The organism is Streptomyces sp. CNS606 (assembly GCF_000426325.1).
Map to the genome: position 1 here is coordinate 160050 of NZ_AUFD01000008.1, position 17081 is coordinate 177130.

General features: G+C 73.1%; 16 protein-coding genes. 7 read left to right on the forward strand and 9 right to left on the reverse strand.

What is annotated here, in order from left to right; translation table 11 throughout:
• Positions 1-80: 80 nt before the first annotated feature.
• Positions 81-1064, forward strand: a complete 984-nt coding sequence (locus K304_RS27520) for a GDP-L-fucose synthase family protein (RefSeq protein ID WP_051307938.1) — start codon at positions 81-83, stop codon at positions 1062-1064.
• Between the two features lie 54 nt (positions 1065-1118).
• Here K304_RS27520 and K304_RS0105845 read toward each other — a convergent pair whose 3' ends face one another.
• Positions 1119-2561: a sugar transferase gene (locus tag K304_RS0105845; protein ID WP_051307940.1), complete on the reverse strand. Its 1443-nt coding sequence runs from the start codon at positions 2559-2561 to the stop codon at positions 1119-1121.
• Positions 2562-2924: 363 nt separating this feature from the next.
• On the opposite strand from K304_RS0105845, the gene K304_RS0105850 reads away from it, so the two are divergent.
• Positions 2925-4508, forward strand: a complete 1584-nt coding sequence (locus tag K304_RS0105850; RefSeq protein WP_027762981.1) for an FMN-binding glutamate synthase family protein — start codon at positions 2925-2927, stop codon at positions 4506-4508.
• Between the two features lie 82 nt (positions 4509-4590).
• Here K304_RS0105850 and K304_RS0105855 read toward each other — a convergent pair whose 3' ends face one another.
• Positions 4591-4842 (reverse strand): DUF4190 domain-containing protein, encoded by a 252-nt coding sequence (locus tag K304_RS0105855; protein ID WP_027762982.1) that lies wholly within the window; start codon positions 4840-4842, stop codon positions 4591-4593.
• 95 nt (positions 4843-4937) lie between these two features.
• Entirely contained in the window at positions 4938-6122 is a 1185-nt protein-coding gene (locus tag K304_RS0105860) for a cardiolipin synthase B (protein ID WP_027762983.1), read from the reverse strand.
• Between the two features lie 244 nt (positions 6123-6366).
• Here K304_RS0105860 and K304_RS33885 point away from each other — a divergent pair, with 244 nt between their 5' ends.
• Together K304_RS33885 and K304_RS0105870 are read left to right on the forward strand one after the other, a co-directional pair.
• Positions 6367-6918, forward strand: coding sequence for a TerD family protein (locus tag K304_RS33885; RefSeq protein WP_486591585.1), 552 nt, complete (start codon positions 6367-6369; stop codon positions 6916-6918).
• A gap of 250 nt (positions 6919-7168) precedes the next feature.
• Positions 7169-9364, forward strand: coding sequence for a UvrD-helicase domain-containing protein (locus K304_RS0105870; RefSeq protein WP_027762985.1), 2196 nt, complete (start codon positions 7169-7171; stop codon positions 9362-9364).
• Between the two features lie 78 nt (positions 9365-9442).
• Here the strand turns inward: K304_RS0105870 and K304_RS0105875 are convergent, their stop codons facing one another.
• The gene (locus K304_RS0105875; RefSeq protein ID WP_027762986.1) at positions 9443-10111 is read right to left on the reverse strand and encodes a biliverdin-producing heme oxygenase; all 669 of its coding nucleotides are present in this window, start codon (positions 10109-10111) and stop codon (positions 9443-9445) included.
• A gap of 121 nt (positions 10112-10232) precedes the next feature.
• Entirely contained in the window at positions 10233-11090 is an 858-nt protein-coding gene (map, locus tag K304_RS0105880; RefSeq protein WP_027762987.1) for a type I methionyl aminopeptidase, read from the reverse strand.
• Between the two features lie 61 nt (positions 11091-11151).
• Here map and K304_RS0105885 point away from each other — a divergent pair, with 61 nt between their 5' ends.
• The gene (locus K304_RS0105885; RefSeq protein WP_027762988.1) at positions 11152-11400 is read left to right on the forward strand and encodes a hypothetical protein; all 249 of its coding nucleotides are present in this window, start codon (positions 11152-11154) and stop codon (positions 11398-11400) included.
• A gap of 106 nt (positions 11401-11506) precedes the next feature.
• Here K304_RS0105885 and K304_RS0105890 read toward each other — a convergent pair whose 3' ends face one another.
• The 4 genes from K304_RS0105890 to K304_RS0105905 all read right to left on the reverse strand — a co-directional run bounded on the left by K304_RS0105890 (position 11507) and on the right by K304_RS0105905 (position 15784).
• Entirely contained in the window at positions 11507-12982 is a 1476-nt protein-coding gene (locus tag K304_RS0105890; protein ID WP_051307942.1) for a SulP family inorganic anion transporter, read from the reverse strand.
• A gap of 133 nt (positions 12983-13115) precedes the next feature.
• Positions 13116-13538 (reverse strand): hypothetical protein, encoded by a 423-nt coding sequence (locus K304_RS0105895; RefSeq protein ID WP_027762990.1) that lies wholly within the window; start codon positions 13536-13538, stop codon positions 13116-13118.
• Between the two features lie 184 nt (positions 13539-13722).
• Positions 13723-15054 carry an MFS transporter gene (locus tag K304_RS0105900; protein ID WP_027762991.1) on the reverse strand — a complete coding sequence of 444 codons (1332 nt, stop codon included), beginning with the start codon at positions 15052-15054 and terminating at the stop codon, positions 13723-13725.
• 64 nt (positions 15055-15118) lie between these two features.
• Complete coding sequence (locus K304_RS0105905) at positions 15119-15784, reverse strand: hypothetical protein (RefSeq protein WP_027762992.1); 666 nt, start codon at positions 15782-15784, stop codon at positions 15119-15121.
• Positions 15785-15965: 181 nt separating this feature from the next.
• On the opposite strand from K304_RS0105905, the gene npdG reads away from it, so the two are divergent.
• The gene (gene npdG, locus K304_RS0105910) at positions 15966-16664 is read left to right on the forward strand and encodes an NADPH-dependent F420 reductase (protein ID WP_027762993.1); all 699 of its coding nucleotides are present in this window, start codon (positions 15966-15968) and stop codon (positions 16662-16664) included.
• A gap of 119 nt (positions 16665-16783) precedes the next feature.
• On the forward strand, positions 16784-17044 hold the full coding sequence (locus K304_RS27525; RefSeq protein WP_051307944.1) for a hypothetical protein: 261 nt from the start codon (positions 16784-16786) through the stop codon (positions 17042-17044).
• The last annotated feature ends 37 nt before the right edge of the window (positions 17045-17081 follow it).

Below are 17081 nucleotides of genomic sequence, written 5' to 3' on the forward strand. Positions count from 1 at the left end.
AGTGTGACAATGTGGGCATATGTGGAGCGATTGCGCGTAAACACCGCATGGCCGGGTCAGCCACTGGCAGAATCCGGTTCATGACGCCTTCGATACCGCTGCTGCCGGCCCCCGCCCGGATCTTCGTCGCCGGGCACCGCGGCCTGGTCGGCTCCGCCGTCGCCCGCCGCCTCGCCGCCGAGGGTCACGAGGTGCTCACCCGTGACCGCACGGAACTGGACCTGCGCGACGCCGAACGGACGGAGCGCCACCTGCACGACGTCCGGCCGGACGCGGTCGTCCTGGCGGCGGCGAAGGTCGGCGGCATCATGGCGAACCAGCGGCAGCCGGTGCCCTTCCTGGAGGACAACCTGCGCATCCAGCTCAGCGTCGTCGCCGGTGCGCACGCCGCCGGGGTGCCCCGGCTGCTGTTCCTCGGCTCGTCCTGCATCTACCCCAAGCACGCGCCGCAGCCCATCTCCGAGGACGCACTGCTGACCGGTCCGCTGGAGCCGACCAACGAGCCCTACGCCCTCGCCAAGATCGCCGGCATCGCACAGATCCGCGGCTACCGCCGCCAGTTCGGGGCGTCGTACATCTCGGCGATGCCCACCAACCTGTACGGGCCGGGCGACAACTTCGACCTGGAGACCTCGCACGTGCTGCCCGCGCTGATCCGCCGCTTCCACGAGGCGCGCGCCGAGGGCCGGGACGAGGTCGTGCTGTGGGGCAGCGGTACCCCGCGGCGCGAATTCCTGCACGTCGACGACCTGGCTGCGGCCTGCTCGCTGCTGCTGCGGACCTACGACGACGACGCGCCGGTCAACGTCGGCTGCGGAGAGGACCTGACGATCCGCGAACTCGCCGAGACCGTCCGGGACGTCGTCGGCTTCGAGGGCCGCATCGCCTTCGACACCTCCCGCCCCGACGGCACACCGCGCAAGCTGCTCGACGTGTCCCGGCTGCGGGCGCTGGGCTTCACGCCGCAGATCCCGCTGGCCGACGGCATCCGGGACACCTACCGCTGGTGGCTCGACCGTCTCGGCCGGGCGGAGGAGACGGACCGCCCGGCCTTCCTCGTCTAGGTCCTGTCCGGGCCCTGGCATCCGCTCCACCACGGCCGGCTCCCGCCCCGCCACCTAGTACGCTCCGCGTCCGTCGACGACGGCGCGGAACGTACGGGCCAGCACGTCCAGATCCGTGGTCAGCGACCAGTTGTCGGCGTAGCGCAGGTCCAGGGCGAGGCTCTCGTCCCAGGACAGGTCCGAGCGCCCGCCGACCTGCCAGGGGCCGGTCATCCCGGGCTTCACCCCGAGCCGTCGCGACTCCACCGCGTCGTACGCCGCCACCTCCTCCGGCAGCGGCGGCCGGGGGCCGACCAGCGACATCTCGCCGCGCAGCACGTTCACCAGCTGCGGCAACTCGTCCAGCGAGGTGCGGCGCAGCACCCGGCCCGTGCGGGTGATGCGCGGGTCGCGGCGGATCTTGAACGTGGGCCCGTCCTGCTCGTCGGCGGCGGCCAGTGTCAGCCGGAGCCGGTCGGCGTCGACGACCATCGAGCGGAACTTCCACATCGTGAACGGCGCCCCGTCGTGCCCGATCCGGGTCTGCCGGTAGAGCACCGGCCCCGGCGAGTCCAGCCGCACGGCGGCAGCCGTCAGCGCGAACAGCGGGGCCAGCACCAGCAGTCCGAGCGCCGCGCCGACCCGGTCCAGCACGCTCTTCAGCGCCAGCTGGGGGCCGCGCCGCACGGGCGGCGCCACGTGCAGCAGGTTCAGTCCGGCCACGGTGGCGAGCCGTACGCGGCGCAGCGCCACCTCGGTCAGCCCGGACGCGACGACCAGCGGGAGACCCGCGTCCTGCACGGACCAGGAAAGCCGCCGCAGCCGGTCGCCGGTGAGCGCCGCGCCCGGTACCACCAGCACCAGCTCGGCGCGGTGGCGGCGGGCGGCCGCCAGCACGGTCGTGCCGTCGTCCGGCGCCTGCGCCGGGTCCGCCGCAGGCGCAGCGGTCCCCTCCGGCAGCCGTCCGGCCTGCGGCACGCCGCTGCGCAGGGCGGTCGGGCCGCCCGCGCCCACGGTCACCGCGCCGATCACCACGTAGGCGTGGTCGGTGCCGGCGGCGAGCTGTTCCACCACGCGGTCCACGGGCCCGGCCTCGCCGACGACCAGCGCCCGGCGCACCGCGTGCGCCTCCCGCCGCTCGGCCTTCAGGTGCCGGTGGGTGACCGCCCGGCACAGGCTGGTCAGCAACGGGGCCGGGGCCAGGGCGAGCAACGCCACGCCGGGGGCCGAGTCCTCCGCGGTGAACACCCGCAGCACGGCCAGCAGCCCGAGCAGGGTCAGCCAGTCGTGCAGGGTGGACAGGAAGCCCCGGGACTCGCCCAGCGACTCCTGCCCGTAGCGCCGGTACACGGCCTGCACGCCCACCCACACCGCGGCCGCGGTGAAGGCGGCGGCGAAGGGATGCGGCTGACCGGTGGCACCGAACACGAAGAGGACCGGCAGCGCGGTCCCCGTGACGTCCGTCGCCAGGGCGGCCGGCACGTACCACGGTGCCTTCTGCCGCTCCCGGCTCCGCATGGCTCTTCGGCGCCCGGCCCGAAGCACGGCCGAACCCGTCACGGGCCGTCCGCCTCCGGACAGACCCACGGCGTCACGCTGCATGAACCCCCCACCCTGGAACCGAATCTGCAGGGCGAGCCGCCCACTCCCCAGGAGGCGGCACGCCGATACGGCACAACGGCAGAGACCTTAAGTCATATCAGCGCCGTTTCTCTGGCGTTCGCTTCATTTTCTCGTTCATGTCCGAAATCGCGCGGCTCTGTTCGCGGTTGCCGTTCGCCTCCTCGTTCGCGGACCTTCGCCGCGATCCGCACGGATATCAGGCCCCGGCGGCGCCGGGCACGGCGAGTACGGCCGGAGGGGCTCGGGCACAGGGAACCCATGCTCAGATTCGTCCTGGCCGGACTGCTCGTCCTCGTCGCCGTCACGTCGGCCGTGCTGGCCGGCGCAATCTCACCGTGGTGGTGGCTGCCCGCCGCGCCGCTGTCGGTCCTGGCCGCCACAGCCGTCCACGACCTCGCGCAGACCAGGCACTCGGTGCTGCGGAACTATCCGGTGCTGGGGCACCTGCGGTTCCTGATGGAGAGCATCCGTCCCGAGATCCAGCAGTACTTCATCGAGCACGACTACAACGGCCGCCCGTTCGACCGCGACGTCCGCAGCCTCGTGTACCAGCGGGCCAAGGGCACGTCCTCCGAGGACCCCTTCGGCACCGAACTGGCGATGTACGAGGACGGCCACGAGTACCTGGTGCCCTCCATGGCTCCTTGCCCGGTCCCGCAGACCCCGCCCACCGTGCGCGTCGGCGGTCCCGGCTGCACGCGGCCGTACGACATGTCGCTGCTCAACGTCTCGGCGATGAGCTTCGGCTCGCTGTCCGGCAATGCCGTCCGGGCGCTGAACAAGGGCGCCGCGGCCGGGGGGTTCGCCCACGACACCGGCGAGGGCGCCGTCTCGGAACACCACCTGACGTACGGCGGCGACCTGATCTGGGAGGTGGGCACAGGCTACTTCGGCTGCCGGACGGCCGACGGGGACTTTGACCAGGAGCAGTTCCGCGAGAAAGCCGCGCTGGACACCGTGCGGTGTGTGCTGCTGAAGGTCTCCCAGGGGGCGAAGCCCGGCATCGGGGGCGTGCTGCCCGGGGAGAAGGTCAACGCCGAGATCGCCCGCGTCCGCGGGGTCCCCAAGCGCGAGACGGTCGTCTCCCCGCCGTACCACCGGGTGTACGCCACGCCCCGTGAACTGGTGCGCTTCATCGGGAGGATGCGCGAACTGGCCGGCGGGAAGCCCACCGGGTTCAAGCTGTGCGTCGGCTCGCGGCGCGAGTTCCTGGCCGTGTGCAAGGCCATGGCCGAGGAGAACGTCACTCCCGACTTCATCGTGGTGGACGGCGCCGAAGGAGGCACCGGCGCGGCGCCTCCGGAGTTCGCCGACCACATCGGCTACCCGCTCACCGAAGGGCTGTTGATCGTGCACAACGCGCTCGTCGGCGCCGGCCTCCGGGACCGCGTCCGGATCGGCGCCTCCGGCAAGGTCGCCACCGGCGCGGACATCGTCAAGCGCCTGATCCAGGGAGCCGACTACACGAACGCGGCCCGCGCCATGATGTTCGCCGTCGGCTGCATCCAGGCGCAGCGCTGCCACGCCAACACCTGCCCGGTGGGCGTCGCCACCCAGGACCCCAGGCGGGCCCGCGCGCTGCACGTTCCGGACAAGGCCGAACGCGTGCACCGCTTCCACCGGGCGACCGTGCACAGCGCCCAGCGCATCATGGCGTCCATGGGCGTCGCCGACCCGCGCGACCTGCGCCCCGACATGCTGCACCGGCGCGTGGACCCGGTGACCATCACGTCGAGCGCCGAGCTGTACCCGCGCCTCGCCCCGGGTGAGCTGCTGGAGAGTCCTCCGGAGGCGTGGGCCGCCGACTGGAAGGCCGCGGACCCGGACCGCTTCCACCTCTGAACGGCGGAACGCCGGTCCGGCCGCCCAGGGGTCGCGGCCGGACCGGCGTGTCCGGGGGAGGGTGTGCGCCGGGTGGGGACGGCTACCAGGTGAAGCCGCTGGAGCTGAGGACGGCGATCGCGACGATCGCGATGACGATGTCCACGACGCCGAGGACGATCGCGGCCTTGGCCATGCCCGACGCCGCCTTGCGGTGCGCCACGAGGCCGAGGATCAGGGCGACCGGCCCCAGGATCAGACTGCCGAAGAACACCCCGACGACGCCGCACACCAGGCCGCCGACGGCCAGGCCCTTGCCGTCCGAAGCGGACGTCTTCGCGCTGTACCCCGTCATGTTCCCTCCCCTTCCGCGGCTTTCGCCCGCTGTCATCTCTCCTGTGCCCCTGAACCGGTGGACTACTCCCGCGACCTCCCGGGACCTCCCGCGCTTCAGAGGAAGCGGTGCAGCGGTCGTACGGCGGCCTCCTTGAGCCGCTGGTGGACCGGACGCCGCAGCCAGCGGGTGTGCTGCATGAGGGTGCTCACCTCGAGGTCGGCCTCGAAGTGCCGGTCGAGTTCGGCGGTCAGTTCGCGGTCGAGGACGGTGAGCATGACCTCCTCGTCGTGGTCGAGGGAGCGCCGGTTGAAGTTGGTCGAGCCGATCAGCGACGCGAATCCGTCGACGGTGACGGTCTTGGCGTGCATCATCGTCGGCTGGTACTGCCAGATCCGCACCCCGCAGCCGAGCAGCGCCTCGTAGTGCTGCTGGCCGGCCAGCAGGCAGACCCGCTTGTCCGTGTGCGGGCCCGGCAGGAGGATGTCCACCTCGACGCCGCGCCGGGACGCGCCGCACAGCAGGTCGACGAAGAACGCGTCGGGAGCGAAGTAGGCCGTGGACAGCCGGATGCGCTCCTCCGCCGACTCCAGCACCACGCGCATCAGCGTCTGCATGTCCTGCCAGCCGAAGCTCGCCGACCCGCGGACCACCTGCACGACGGCGTCGCCCTCCGACTCCTGGTCGAGGAAGCGGTCCCGGGAGTCGAACAGCTCGTCGTGCGCCTCGGCCCAGTTCTGGGCGAACGCCGCGGCGACGCCGTCGACGGCCGGCCCCCGTATCTCGGCGTGGGTGTCGCGCCATTCCGTCGCGTCCCGGGCGTCGCCGCACCACTCCTCCGCGATGCCCACGCCGCCGGTGAAGGCCACCCGCTCGTCGACGACCAGCACCTTGCGGTGGCAGCGGTGGTTCTGCTTGAGCGGGGAGATCCACAGCGGCTTCCGGAACCACACGACCTCGACCCCGGCCCGCCGCATCCGCGTGAGCTGGTCCTTCTCGATGAGTCTGCTGCCGAACCCGTCGAGCAGCAGGCGCACCCGGACGCCGTTCCGCGCCCGGTCCGCGAGCGCTTCGGCGAAGCGGTGGGCGACGTCGCCCTTCCAGTAGACGAACGTCATCATGTCGACCGTGTGCCGGGCGGAACCGATCGCCTCCAGCATGGCCGGGAAGATGCGGTCGCCGTTGAGCAGCGGGCGGACGGAGTTGCCCTCCGTGGCGGCGATGCCGATGAGCCGTTCCAGCCGCCGCCGAAGGCGCTGCTGCCGTTGGTGCACGGTCGTCTCCGGCTCGGTGGTGGTCACGGGCGTCTCCTGGTCGCTGGTCGGGGTACGGAACGTGGCGGCACGTGCAGGCACCGCACACGCGTTCGTGTGCCCCGCACGCCGGAGTGGATGCAGAGCCGGAGCTGTGGTCCGCGTCGCACCGGACGGCGGGCCGGGCCTCCGGAGATCGGCTGATACGGCGTCACCTCGGCCCGCCCGTCCCCCTTACAGTGGATACCGAGGCGGGAACCGCCCGCCCGTACGGCTCGGGGGAAGGTGTGCGGTGAGCGAATCCAGCAGCGGAACCGATGTGTCCGGCAGCGGACTGAACAAGGGACTCGGCACGGTCGAGGTGCGGTTGCGGTGGGATCCGAGCCCGATGGGGGAGCCGGACAACGACCTCGACCTGGTGGCCGCCGTCTACGACGCGGACGGCGGGACGGCGTACCTCGTCCACTTCGACAGCCGTTCCCCGGACGGCACGATCACCCTCACCCGCGACAGCCGCACCGGTCAGGGCTTCGGCACCGACGAGGCCATGAAGCTGGAACTCGACCGGATGGCGGAGGCGTACACGCGCGTCGTGGTGGGCGTCGCCATACAGCAGAACGACGGCCGCAAGCCCTTCGGGAGCGTCCAGAACGCCGAAGTCGGGATCTTCCGGGGCTACGACGAACTCGCCGTGCACGACCTGGGGACCCTCGGCGGCAACACCGCCGCGACCGTCGCCGAATTCGTCCGGCCGGAGAGTGAGAGCGGCTGGGAATTCCGCCACCGGCTGCGCGGATTCGACGCCGGTCCCGACGACTTCCCGGGAGTCATGGGGAAGGTCTGACCGCCTCCTCGCTCCGGCGCCGCTTCGTGGGAACCGCGGAACCGCCCGGAAGGACCCGGAAAGGACAAGGGCCCTCGCTTGAGGCGAGGGCCCTTTCCCGCGTATATTGAGTGGTTCTGTCGTCACAACAGAAAAGGCCCGCGAAGGGCCTTGTAGAACACACTTTAGCGTGCGAGGAGTGGCATTGTCAAACGGGGCACCGGTACACGGGGAGAACCAGGCGGACGCGGAACTCGCCGCGGACGCGGAACTGCGAAAAGAACAACGATTCGTCGCCGGCCTGTACGACCGCGTCGACGCCCTGCGCGGCCGGGCCGAGTCCACCGTGCGGCACTCCCTCGGGGACACCGGCACCGGACAGCAGGCCCGGCTGGAACGCGACATCACCGTCCACGAGCAGTCCCACCTGCTGGCCGCCCTCGACGCGGTCGACTCCGGCCTGTGCTTCGGCCGCATCGACCTCCGCGACGGCGGCCACCACCACATCGGCCGGGTCGGCGTCCGCGAGGACGACGCCGACCGGACCCCCGTCCTCATCGACTGGCGCGCGCCCGTCGCCCGCCCGTTCTACCTCGCCACCGGCCACGCCCCCATGGGCCTGCGCCGCCGCCGGCACCTGGCCACCTCCGGCCGCGAGGTCACCGGACTCCACGACGAGATCCTCGACCTCGACGACACCGAGCGCACCGGCCACGAGTCGCACGACGCCGACGCCGTGCTGCTCGCGGCACTCGACGCCGCACGCACCGGACGCATGCACGACATCGTGCAGACCATCCAGGCCGAGCAGGACCGGATCATCCGCGCCCCGCACCGCGGGGTCCGCGTCGTCGAGGGCGGACCCGGCACCGGCAAGACCGCCGTCGCCCTGCACCGGGCCGCCTACCTGCTCTACGAGTACCGCGAACTGCTGGCCCGCCGCGCCGTGCTGATCGTCGGCCCCAACCCGGCCTTCCTCGGTTACATCGGCGAGGTGCTGCCCTCGCTGGGCGAGACCGGTGTGCTGCTGTCGACCGTGGGCGAGCTGTTCCCCGGCGTCACGGCGACCGGAACCGACACCGAGGAGGCCGCCGAGGTCAAGGGCCGTGCCGGAACCGCCGAGGTGATCGCCCGCGCGGTACGCGACCGCCAGGCGCTCCCCGATCCGGTCCTGGAGATCGACCACGACGGCGACGTCCTCGTCCTGGACCGTGAGACGGTACGCGCCGCCCGCGACAAGGCGCGCGCCACCGGACTCCCGCACAACGTCGCCCGCGAGCACTTCGAGGGCCACCTCCTCAACGCCCTCACCGACCAGCGCGCCGGGCGGCTCGGTGCCGACCCCTTCGGCGGGCCCAACCTGCTGGACCCGAGCGACGTCTCGCAGATCCGCAGCGAACTCGACGACGACCCCGGCCTGCACGCCGCCGTCGACGCGCTGTGGCCCTCACTCACCCCGCAGCGCCTGGTGGCGGAGCTGCTCGCCGACCCCGAGGGCCACTTCTCCGGGACCGACGCCCGCGCCGTAAGGCGTCCGCTGACGGCCGCCTGGACGCCGGCCGACGTGCCGCTGCTGGACGAGGCCGCCGAACTGCTGGGCGAGGACGACCGCGCGGCGCAGGCCGCGGCGGCCGCCGAACGGCGCCGGCAGGTCGCCTACGCCCAGGGTGTCCTGGACGTCGCCTACGCCTCCCGGACCTACGAGTTCGAGGACGTCGACGACGAGGACTCCGAGGTCCTCGGCGTGCAGGACGTGCTGGACGCGGAGACGATGGCCGAACGCCAGGAGGAGGCCGACCACCGCACCGCCGCGGAACGCGCCGCGGCCGACCGCACCTGGGCGTTCGGGCACATCGTCGTCGACGAGGCGCAGGAGCTGTCGCCGATGGCCTGGCGGTTGCTGATGCGGCGCTGCCCGACCCGGTCCCTCACGCTCGTCGGCGACCCGGCGCAGAGCTCCACCGGGACCCGCGGCTGGCGGGAGGCGCTCGAGCCGTACGTCGGGGACCGCTGGGAGCACATCCGGCTGGGCGTCAACTACCGCACTCCGGCCGAGATCATGGACTACGCGGCGGAGCAGCGGCGCGCGGACCACCCGGACTTCGAACCGCCGCGCTCGGTGCGCTCCACCGGGGTGCCGCCGTGGGAACGGACGGTCGCGGAGGACGCGCTGCCCGGAGCCGTCGCGGAAGCGGTCGCCGCACAGACACCGGACGACGAGGGGCGCCTCGCCGTGGTGGCGCCGCGCGACCGGCACGCCGCACTGGCGGCGGTGCTGCCGGAGGCGACGTACGGCGAGCAGCTCGACCTGACGCGGAGGGTCGTGCTGCTGGACGCGCGGCAGGCGAAGGGGCTGGAGTTCGACACCGTGCTGGTCGTCGAGCCGGACCGCTTCGCGGTCAACGACCGTTACGTGGCGCTCACCCGCGCCACGCAGCGGCTCGGCGTCCTCCGGGTCCGCGGCTGACCGACTGCTGACGGCGGCGGGGCCCGGGGAGCTCCCCGGGCCCCGCGGGGCGGAACGGCTGTGCGGACAGGACTGGCCCTAAGCGGCGCGGGCGTGGAGGTCGGCGAAGACCGCGGTGTTCAGCGCGAACGCGCGCCGGCACTCGTCCACGATCCGCTGCTTCTCCAGGTCGTCCGCCGGGATCGCGTCCAGCCGCTCCCGGTAACCCCGCTTGAACTCGGCCGGGTTGCCGAGGGCCTCGAAGACGTAGAACCGCACGCCGTCGCCCTTGCGCGCCAGTCCCCAGTTGCGCTCCGCGCGGCCGCGGATCACCTGCCCGCCGGACAGGTCGCCGAGGTAGCGCGTGTAGTGGTGCGCCACGTAACCGCCGGGCCAGGTGCGTCCGACTTCGGCGACACGTTCCGCGTACGCCGCCGTCGCCGGCAGCGGCCGTACCCGCTCCTGCCAGCCCGTACCGCCGTGCAGGTGGTCCAGGTCGCGGACCAGGGCGTCGCGACGGAACAGCGCCGGGTCGACGAACGGCCCGGCCACCGGGTCGTCGGCCAGGCCGGGCGCCTCCGCCTCGAGCGCCCCGTAGACGAACCACAGCTGCTCGGTGTAGAGGCGGTAGGCCGCGACCCCGAGGCGCCCGCCGAGCAGGTCGGCCATGAAGCCGGAGTTCTCCGCCTCGGTGTGCTGCTCCTGCGACGCGGTGCGGATCAGCGTGGAGAAAGGGGTGGTGCCGGACGTGAGGTCGGTCGCGGCCATGGGCGGGGCCTCCGGGTCTCCGGGACGGGGGCTCCGCCGCCGGGCCTCACCCGGGCGGCGGTTTCCCGACAGCCTGTCGGAAAGTGTCGAGGTCACTCTTCCCCGGCGGGCCACGCGCCAATCACGGCAGCGTCAGGATGTCCGCGCCGGTGTCGGTGACCACCAGGGTGTGCTCGAACTGCGCGGTCCGCCTGCGGTCCTTGGTGACCACGGTCCAGCCGTCCTCCCACATGTCCCACTCGTACGTGCCGAGGGTGAGCATCGGCTCGATGGTGAAGGTCATGCCGGGTTTCATCACGGTCGTGGCCCGCTCGTCGTCGTAGTGCGGGACGATCAGACCGCTGTGGAACGAGGTGTTGATGCCGTGGCCGGTGAAGTCGCGGACGACGCCGTAGCCGAAGCGGCGCGCGTAGGACTCGATGACCCGGCCGATGATGTTGATCTGCCGGCCCGGCCGGACGGCCTTGATCGCGCGGTTCAGCGCCTCGCGGGTCCGTTCCACCAGCAGGCGGGACTCCTCGTCCACGTCGCCCACCAGGTACGTCGCGTTGTTGTCGCCGTGCACGCCGCCGATGAACGCCGTCACGTCGAGATTCACGATGTCGCCGTCGCGGAGCACGGTGGAGTCCGGGATGCCGTGGCAGATCACCTCGTTGACCGAGGTGCACAGCGACTTGGGGAACTTCCGGTAGCCCAGGGTCGAGGGGTAGGCGCCGTGGTCGCACATGTAGGCGTGCGCGATCTCGTCCAGGGTGTCGGTGGTCACCCCGGGAGCGATGTGCCGGGCCGCTTCCTCCATGGCCCGGGCGGCGACGCCTCCGGCGGTGCGCATCCGCTCGATCGTCTCGGCGTCCTGCACCTCGGGGCCGGTGTACGGCGCGGGCGAGGGCTTGCCCACGTACTCGGGGCGCGGAATGGAGGAGGGCACGGCCCGCTGCGGGGAGAGCGTGCCGGGAACGAGGAGCTGCTGGCCAGACATGTGCGCGAGTCTAACCAGCCCGCTCGTGGCTGACCGCCGGCGACTGGGGCAGCATGACTGCATGGCACTCTTCAAGAAGAAGTCCGCGGGCCGTCCCGGCGAGTGGTTCTACTGCCTGGAGCACGGCAAGGTCGAGGAGGGCCCGGAATGCCCGGGCAAGGACCGCATGGGGCCGTACGCCAGTCGCGAGGAGGCCGCGCACGCCATGGAGACGGCCGCGGAACGCAACGTGAAGTGGGAGAACGACCCCCGCTGGAGCGACCGCTCGACGGCGGAGGGCGACGCGGGGCCCGAGGGCGCCGACTCCTGACGGACCGGCGTACCCGGCGCTCCCGGCGTTCCGTCGCCCGGGAGTGCCGGAGCGCCGGGAAACCCCGGCCGGGCGCGGGGCAAGGGCCCCGCGGGCGGCCCGTGCCTCAGGGGGTCGGAGTCAGCCGCACCGGCGGGACGCCCTCCTCGTGGTGCCGCTCGGCCCAGCCGGTGAGCGCGGCCCGGCTCGCCTGGTCCAGGTGCCGGACGCCCGACAGGTCCAGTTCCAGCGGGCGGTCGCTCGGCAGCGCCTCCAGGGCGGCCAGCAGGCGGGGCAGCCGCAGGAAGGTGGCGTTGCCGGTCAGCGCGACCCGCACCGGGCCGGGCGCGGCGTCGTCGACCTCCAGGTGGGTGTGGGAGGTCTCCCAGGCGGACTTCAGGACCGCCAGGGCCAGGCCGACCAGCACGCCCTCGAACATGCCCACCCCCACGATCGCGAGCGCGGTCGCCGTGAGCACGACGGCCTCGCCCCGGTGCTCGCGCCACAGCGGCACCAGACGCCGCACCGGCAGCAGTTTGCAGCCCGCGTGCACCAGGACGCCCGCCAGCGCCGCGACCGGGATGATGCTCAGCGCGGCCGGGAACAGCACCGCGAACAGCAGCAGCCACACGCCGTGCAGCACCCGCGAGGCTTTGGTGCGCGCACCCGCGTGGACGTTGGTCGCGCTGCGCACGATGACCGCCGTCATGGGCAGGGCCCCGAGCAGACCGCACACGGTGTTGCCGGCGCCCTGCGCCATCAGCTCCTTGTCGAAGTCGGTACGCGGGCCGTCGTGCAGCCGGTCCACGGCGGCGGCGCTGAACAGGCTCTCGGCGGAGGCGATCAGCGTGAAGGCCAGAAGGGTCCCGATCATCCCGGCGTCCACCACCGATCCCAGGCCGGTGAGGTCGGGGGGCTGTACGGCGTCCAGCAGGCCGCTGACCTCGACGGTCGCGATGCCGAGCCCGAAGGTGGTCGTGACGACGGTGGCCAGGGCGACGGCGGCGAGCGCGCCGGGAACCTTCCGGACACGGGTGGGGAGGCGCTGCCAGAGCAGCATCAGCGCGACGGTGCCGGTGCCGACGGCGAACGCGGTCAGGGCAGGAGCCGAGCCGAGGACGTCGGCGGCGAGGCCGGGCAGCCCGGCGATCTTGGCCAGGCCCGAGGAGGGCGCATCGAGGTCGGCCATGGTGTAGAGCTGGCCGGCGATGATCACCAGCCCGATGCCGGCCAGCATGCCCTCGATCACCGCCACCGAGATGGCGCGGAACCAGCGTCCGAGGCGGAGCGCGCCGAGAGCGACCTGGAGCAGGCCGGCGGCGAGCACCAGCAGACCGAGGGTGGCCAGGCCGTACGCGCCCACCGCCTCGTACACCAGGACGGTGAGCCCGGCGGCGGGGCCGCTGACCTGGAGGCTGCTCCCCGGCAGCAGTCCGGTGAGCAGCCCGCCGACGATGCCGGTGACCAGGCCGAGCTCGGCTGGTACGCCCGAGGCCACGGCGATGCCGACGCACAGCGGCACGGCGACGAGGAAGACGACGAGGGAGGAGGGGAGATCCGTGCGCAGGGTGCGCCGGGCGGAGGAGAGGAGGGTGGCGCTCATGGGACCTTTCCGGTGCTGGCGTGTCGACGTGAGGGCCGGCCGGTGCGCGCGGGCACGGCACGGGTCGCACCGGCGGCGTCGCGCGGGACGGACGTCGCGGGGCGGCGGACTCGCGGGGCGGCGCGTGGGTCCGTCAGCAGCGGAAGGTCTGGAGCACGGCGGGGCTGAGGGCCACCGGGCCCGGTCTCCGCGTCCCCGCCGCCCGGGTTTCGTGCGCCGCGGGAACGGCGGCGGCCGGGCGGGGCGCCGCGCCGGCGGCCAGTGGGGCACGGGCGCAGGCCGTGGCGGAGTGTGCGCTGCTCGAGCGGTACGTCCACGCGACCGGATCGGCGGGACAGCCGTCGGGAACCGACGGGCGCCGGGCGTCGGGGCGCTGCGGGTGGCCCGGTGCCTGCTCCGGCTGCGGCACGGCCCGCGCCGCGACGGCGGCCCGGTGCGCGGAGGCCGGGTCGTCCACGGGGGAGGACGGCGGGTGCGGCAAGACGGTGAGCAGCAGAACGACGGCGGTCAGTACGAGCAGGCACGCGGCGGCGACCCGGTGATGGTGCGGTGTCATACGGCCGTCCCCCTCCACCGTCGTGACGCATTGTCCTCACATGTTCACGTAGCGCTCAACGCTTCGACCGTACGTGGGCGTTCCCTGCGGGGCGACGCCGTTCGGGTGAACCCTGCGTGTCCGGAGTCGCACCTTCTGTGCCCGGGGTCGGGTGGGCGGGCGCTGTGGGAGGCGGGCGAGGGGGTCAGGGAGCGGCCGGCTCCGTCGCGGCGCTGTTCCCGCCGCCGGCCTGCGTCGTGTCGGCCTGTGCGGCCCCGGCGGCCTCCCGCTTGGCCCGGGCGTGCGGGTCGGTGCGGGCGTCGTAGGACATCAGCTTCGGCAGCGCCAGCATCAGGACGCCGACCGCCGCCACGCAGAGCAGGCCGCCGCCCCACACCGAGGTGCGCACCGAGGTGAGCGCGGCCATGCCGCCGGAGCGGAGCTGGCCGAGCTGCGGCCCGGCGGAGAAGGACAGCAGCTCGATGCCGGCCAGCCGCCCGCGCAGCCCGTCCGGGATGGTCTGGTTCCACAGGGTGGACCGGAAGATGCCGCTGACCATGTCGAACGCCCCGGCCACGGTGAGGAACAGCAGGACCAGCCAGATGTTCTGCACCGCGCCTGCGGCGGCCATCGCCGCTCCCCACAGCAGCGCCGCGAGAGCGACCATCCGGCCGTGCCGGTGGATCCTCCGCGTCCAGCCGCTGGTCGCGCTGACCAGCATGCCGCCCAGCGGCAGCGTCGCGTACATCATGCCCAGGGCCCATTCCGCGTCGAGCCGGTCCGCGAGGAAGGGGAAGAGGGCGAGGGGGAACGCGAACAGCATCGCGGCGATGTCCACCGTGTACGTGCCCAGCAGTTCCTTGCGGTTCCAGGCGTAGCGCGCGCCCTCCAGGATGCCGCGCAGCGACGGCTTCTCCGCGTCGTGCCCGGCGGGGGAGGGGCGCAGGCGCAGGCCGAGCAGGAACGACACCGCGAAGCTGAGCGCGTCCAGTACGTACGCCGTCTCCACGCCCGCGTAGGCGATCAGCAGACCGGCGAGGGTGGGTCCGGCGACGCCGCCGATCTGCCAGCGCAGGGAGTTGAGCGCGGCGGCGGCACTGAGCTGTTCGTGCGGCACGATGCGCGGAACGATCGCGTCCAGGGCCGGACGCTGGAGGCCGACCAGCGAGCTGGTCAGTGCACCCGCGGCGTACAGCGGCCAGATCATCGGCTCGGGCAGCAGCGAGTTCAGCAGCAGGCCCAGTGCGACGAGGCCGAGCGCGAACTCGGTGAACAGGATGACCTTCCGGCGGTCCACGGCATCGGCGAGCGCGCCGCCGTACAGGCCGAAGACGATCAGCGGCACCAGCTCGACCACGCCGAGAGCGCCCACCGCGACCGGCGAACCGGTCAGCTCCTTGAGCTGGAAGGGCAGCGCGACGAAGGAGAGGAAGCTGCCGAAGACCGTGATGGCCCCCGAGCACCACAGCACGCGGAAGTCCCGTGAGGAACGCCAGGGCGAGAGGTCGGGGAGCAGCGCGCGCAGATCGAGGGACACGAGCGGCCATCCTCCGCCCCGGACGCTGCACGGGGCAACTGCTTATCGACCTGGTCCGGAGGACTCACCAGCGCGGCGGCGGTGGCGCGGTGAGGCGTTCGGCGAGCCGGGAGAGGCGGTCGCGGAAGCCGCGCGTGTGCCGTGCCGCGGTGAACGGCCGTGAGCGGCGGGTCAGCCCGCCCGGTCCCGGCACGGCTTCGCCGGCGGCCGCGCTGACCAGATGCTGGAGCGTGTCGAGGTCGAGCTCCTGCGGGTCGGCGGTGAGCGCGTCGTGGGCCATGCCGCCCAGTTCGGTGGTGCCCGGCGAGCCGCTGGTGTCCGGCGACGCACCGCCCTCCAGCGCCAGGACCGTCGCGCCGGCCCGCCGCGCGTCGTGCACCCGTTCGAGCAGGCCGCCGCCCGGCTCACCGGGAGCGACCACCAGCAGCGTCTCGTTGCGTCCCGCCGCCTCCAGTCGGGCCAGGCCGCAGGAGAGGTGGGCGGGCGCGGCCGGCGGGACCCGGTGGCGTACCAGCGTGGGCGACAGCTCGGGGAGCCCGGACCAGGCGGCCTCGTCGTCCAGATGGGCGGCCAGGTGCCAGGGTTCGTGCTCCTCGGTGCCGACCAGCAGCAGTCCGCCGCCGCGCGGTGAGACGGAGGAGCGCAGCGACCCGGCGAAGCGCCGGGTGGAGGGCAACCACTCGGTCCCGGCGAGGACTTCACGCAGCAGGGCGACGCGTACGGCATCCATGGGCGTGCATGCTGCCGTACGGCCGGTGCCGCGCGTCGCGGTTCGGGGGAGACGTCGCCCGAACGGGGATGCGGCCCTCGTGCTCCGGAGCGCGAGGACCGTCAAGGATGTGGCGAAGCCCTCGACCAGTGAAGCTACTCATCAGTAGGAAGTGGTCCGCGTACACCGTAGGATCGGCCCCATGACTTCCTCAGCAGCGCCCTCGCCCAAGAAGGACCCCTGGGACCTCCCCGACGTCTCCGGACTGACCGTCGGCGTGCTCGGCGGCACCGGCGACCAGGGCCGCGGACTCGCCTACCGGCTGGCCCTCGCCGGCCAGAAGGTGATCATCGGGTCGCGGAAGGCCGAGCGGGCCCGCGAGGCGGCCGGCGAGATCGGCCAGGGCGTCGAGGGCGCGGACAACGCGGAGTGCGCCCGCCGTTCGGACGTGGTGATCGTCGCCGTGCCCTGGGACGGCCACGCCGCCACGCTGGAGAGCCTGCGCGAGGAACTGCACGGAAAGCTCGTCGTCGACTGCGTCAACCCGCTGGGCTTCGACAAGAAGGGCGCCTACGCCCTGGTGCCCGAGGAGGGCAGCGCCGCCGAGCAGGCCGCCGCCCTGCTGCCCGACTCCCGTGTGACCGCCGCCTTCCACCACCTCTCCGCGGTCCTGCTCTCCGACCCGGACATCAAGGAGATCGAGACCGATGTGATGGTGCTCGGCGAGGTGCGCGCGGACTGCGAAATCGTGCAGGCCCTCGCGGGCCGCATCCCCGGCATGCGCGGCGTCTTCGCCGGGCGGCTGCGCAACGCCCACCAGGTCGAGTCGCTCGTCGCCAACCTGATCTCGGTCAACCGCCGGTACAAGGCCCACGCGGGCGTGCGGCTCACCGACATCTGAGCCGGCCGGCCGGGGCGTGCGCGGGGGACGTGCGCCCCGCGACGGTCCGCCCCGCGGCGGCGTGGGGGACAATGGAGTGGTACACCCATCTGCTCACCCGACGGGAGCCCCAGCCCCCCATGCCCGCCTCCACCCCGCCCAGGCCCTCGAAGTCCATCGCCCTGGCCGCCACCGCCCTGTGCCTGCTCGCCGTCGTCGCGGCGGTGGTCGCCTTCGTGAACGGGAATTGGTTCGGAATCGCCTGGGTACTGCTCGCGGGCGTCACCTCGAACATGGCGTGGTACCACTGGCGCCGGCTCCGCGCCGCACAGGGCGGCGAGCAGGCACAAGGCGGCGGCCCCGGTGCGGAGCAGCCCCCGGGCGACGGCCGCGGGCGGTGACGCGCCCGCCCCTCGGAACGTGCCCGGAGGGCGGGCG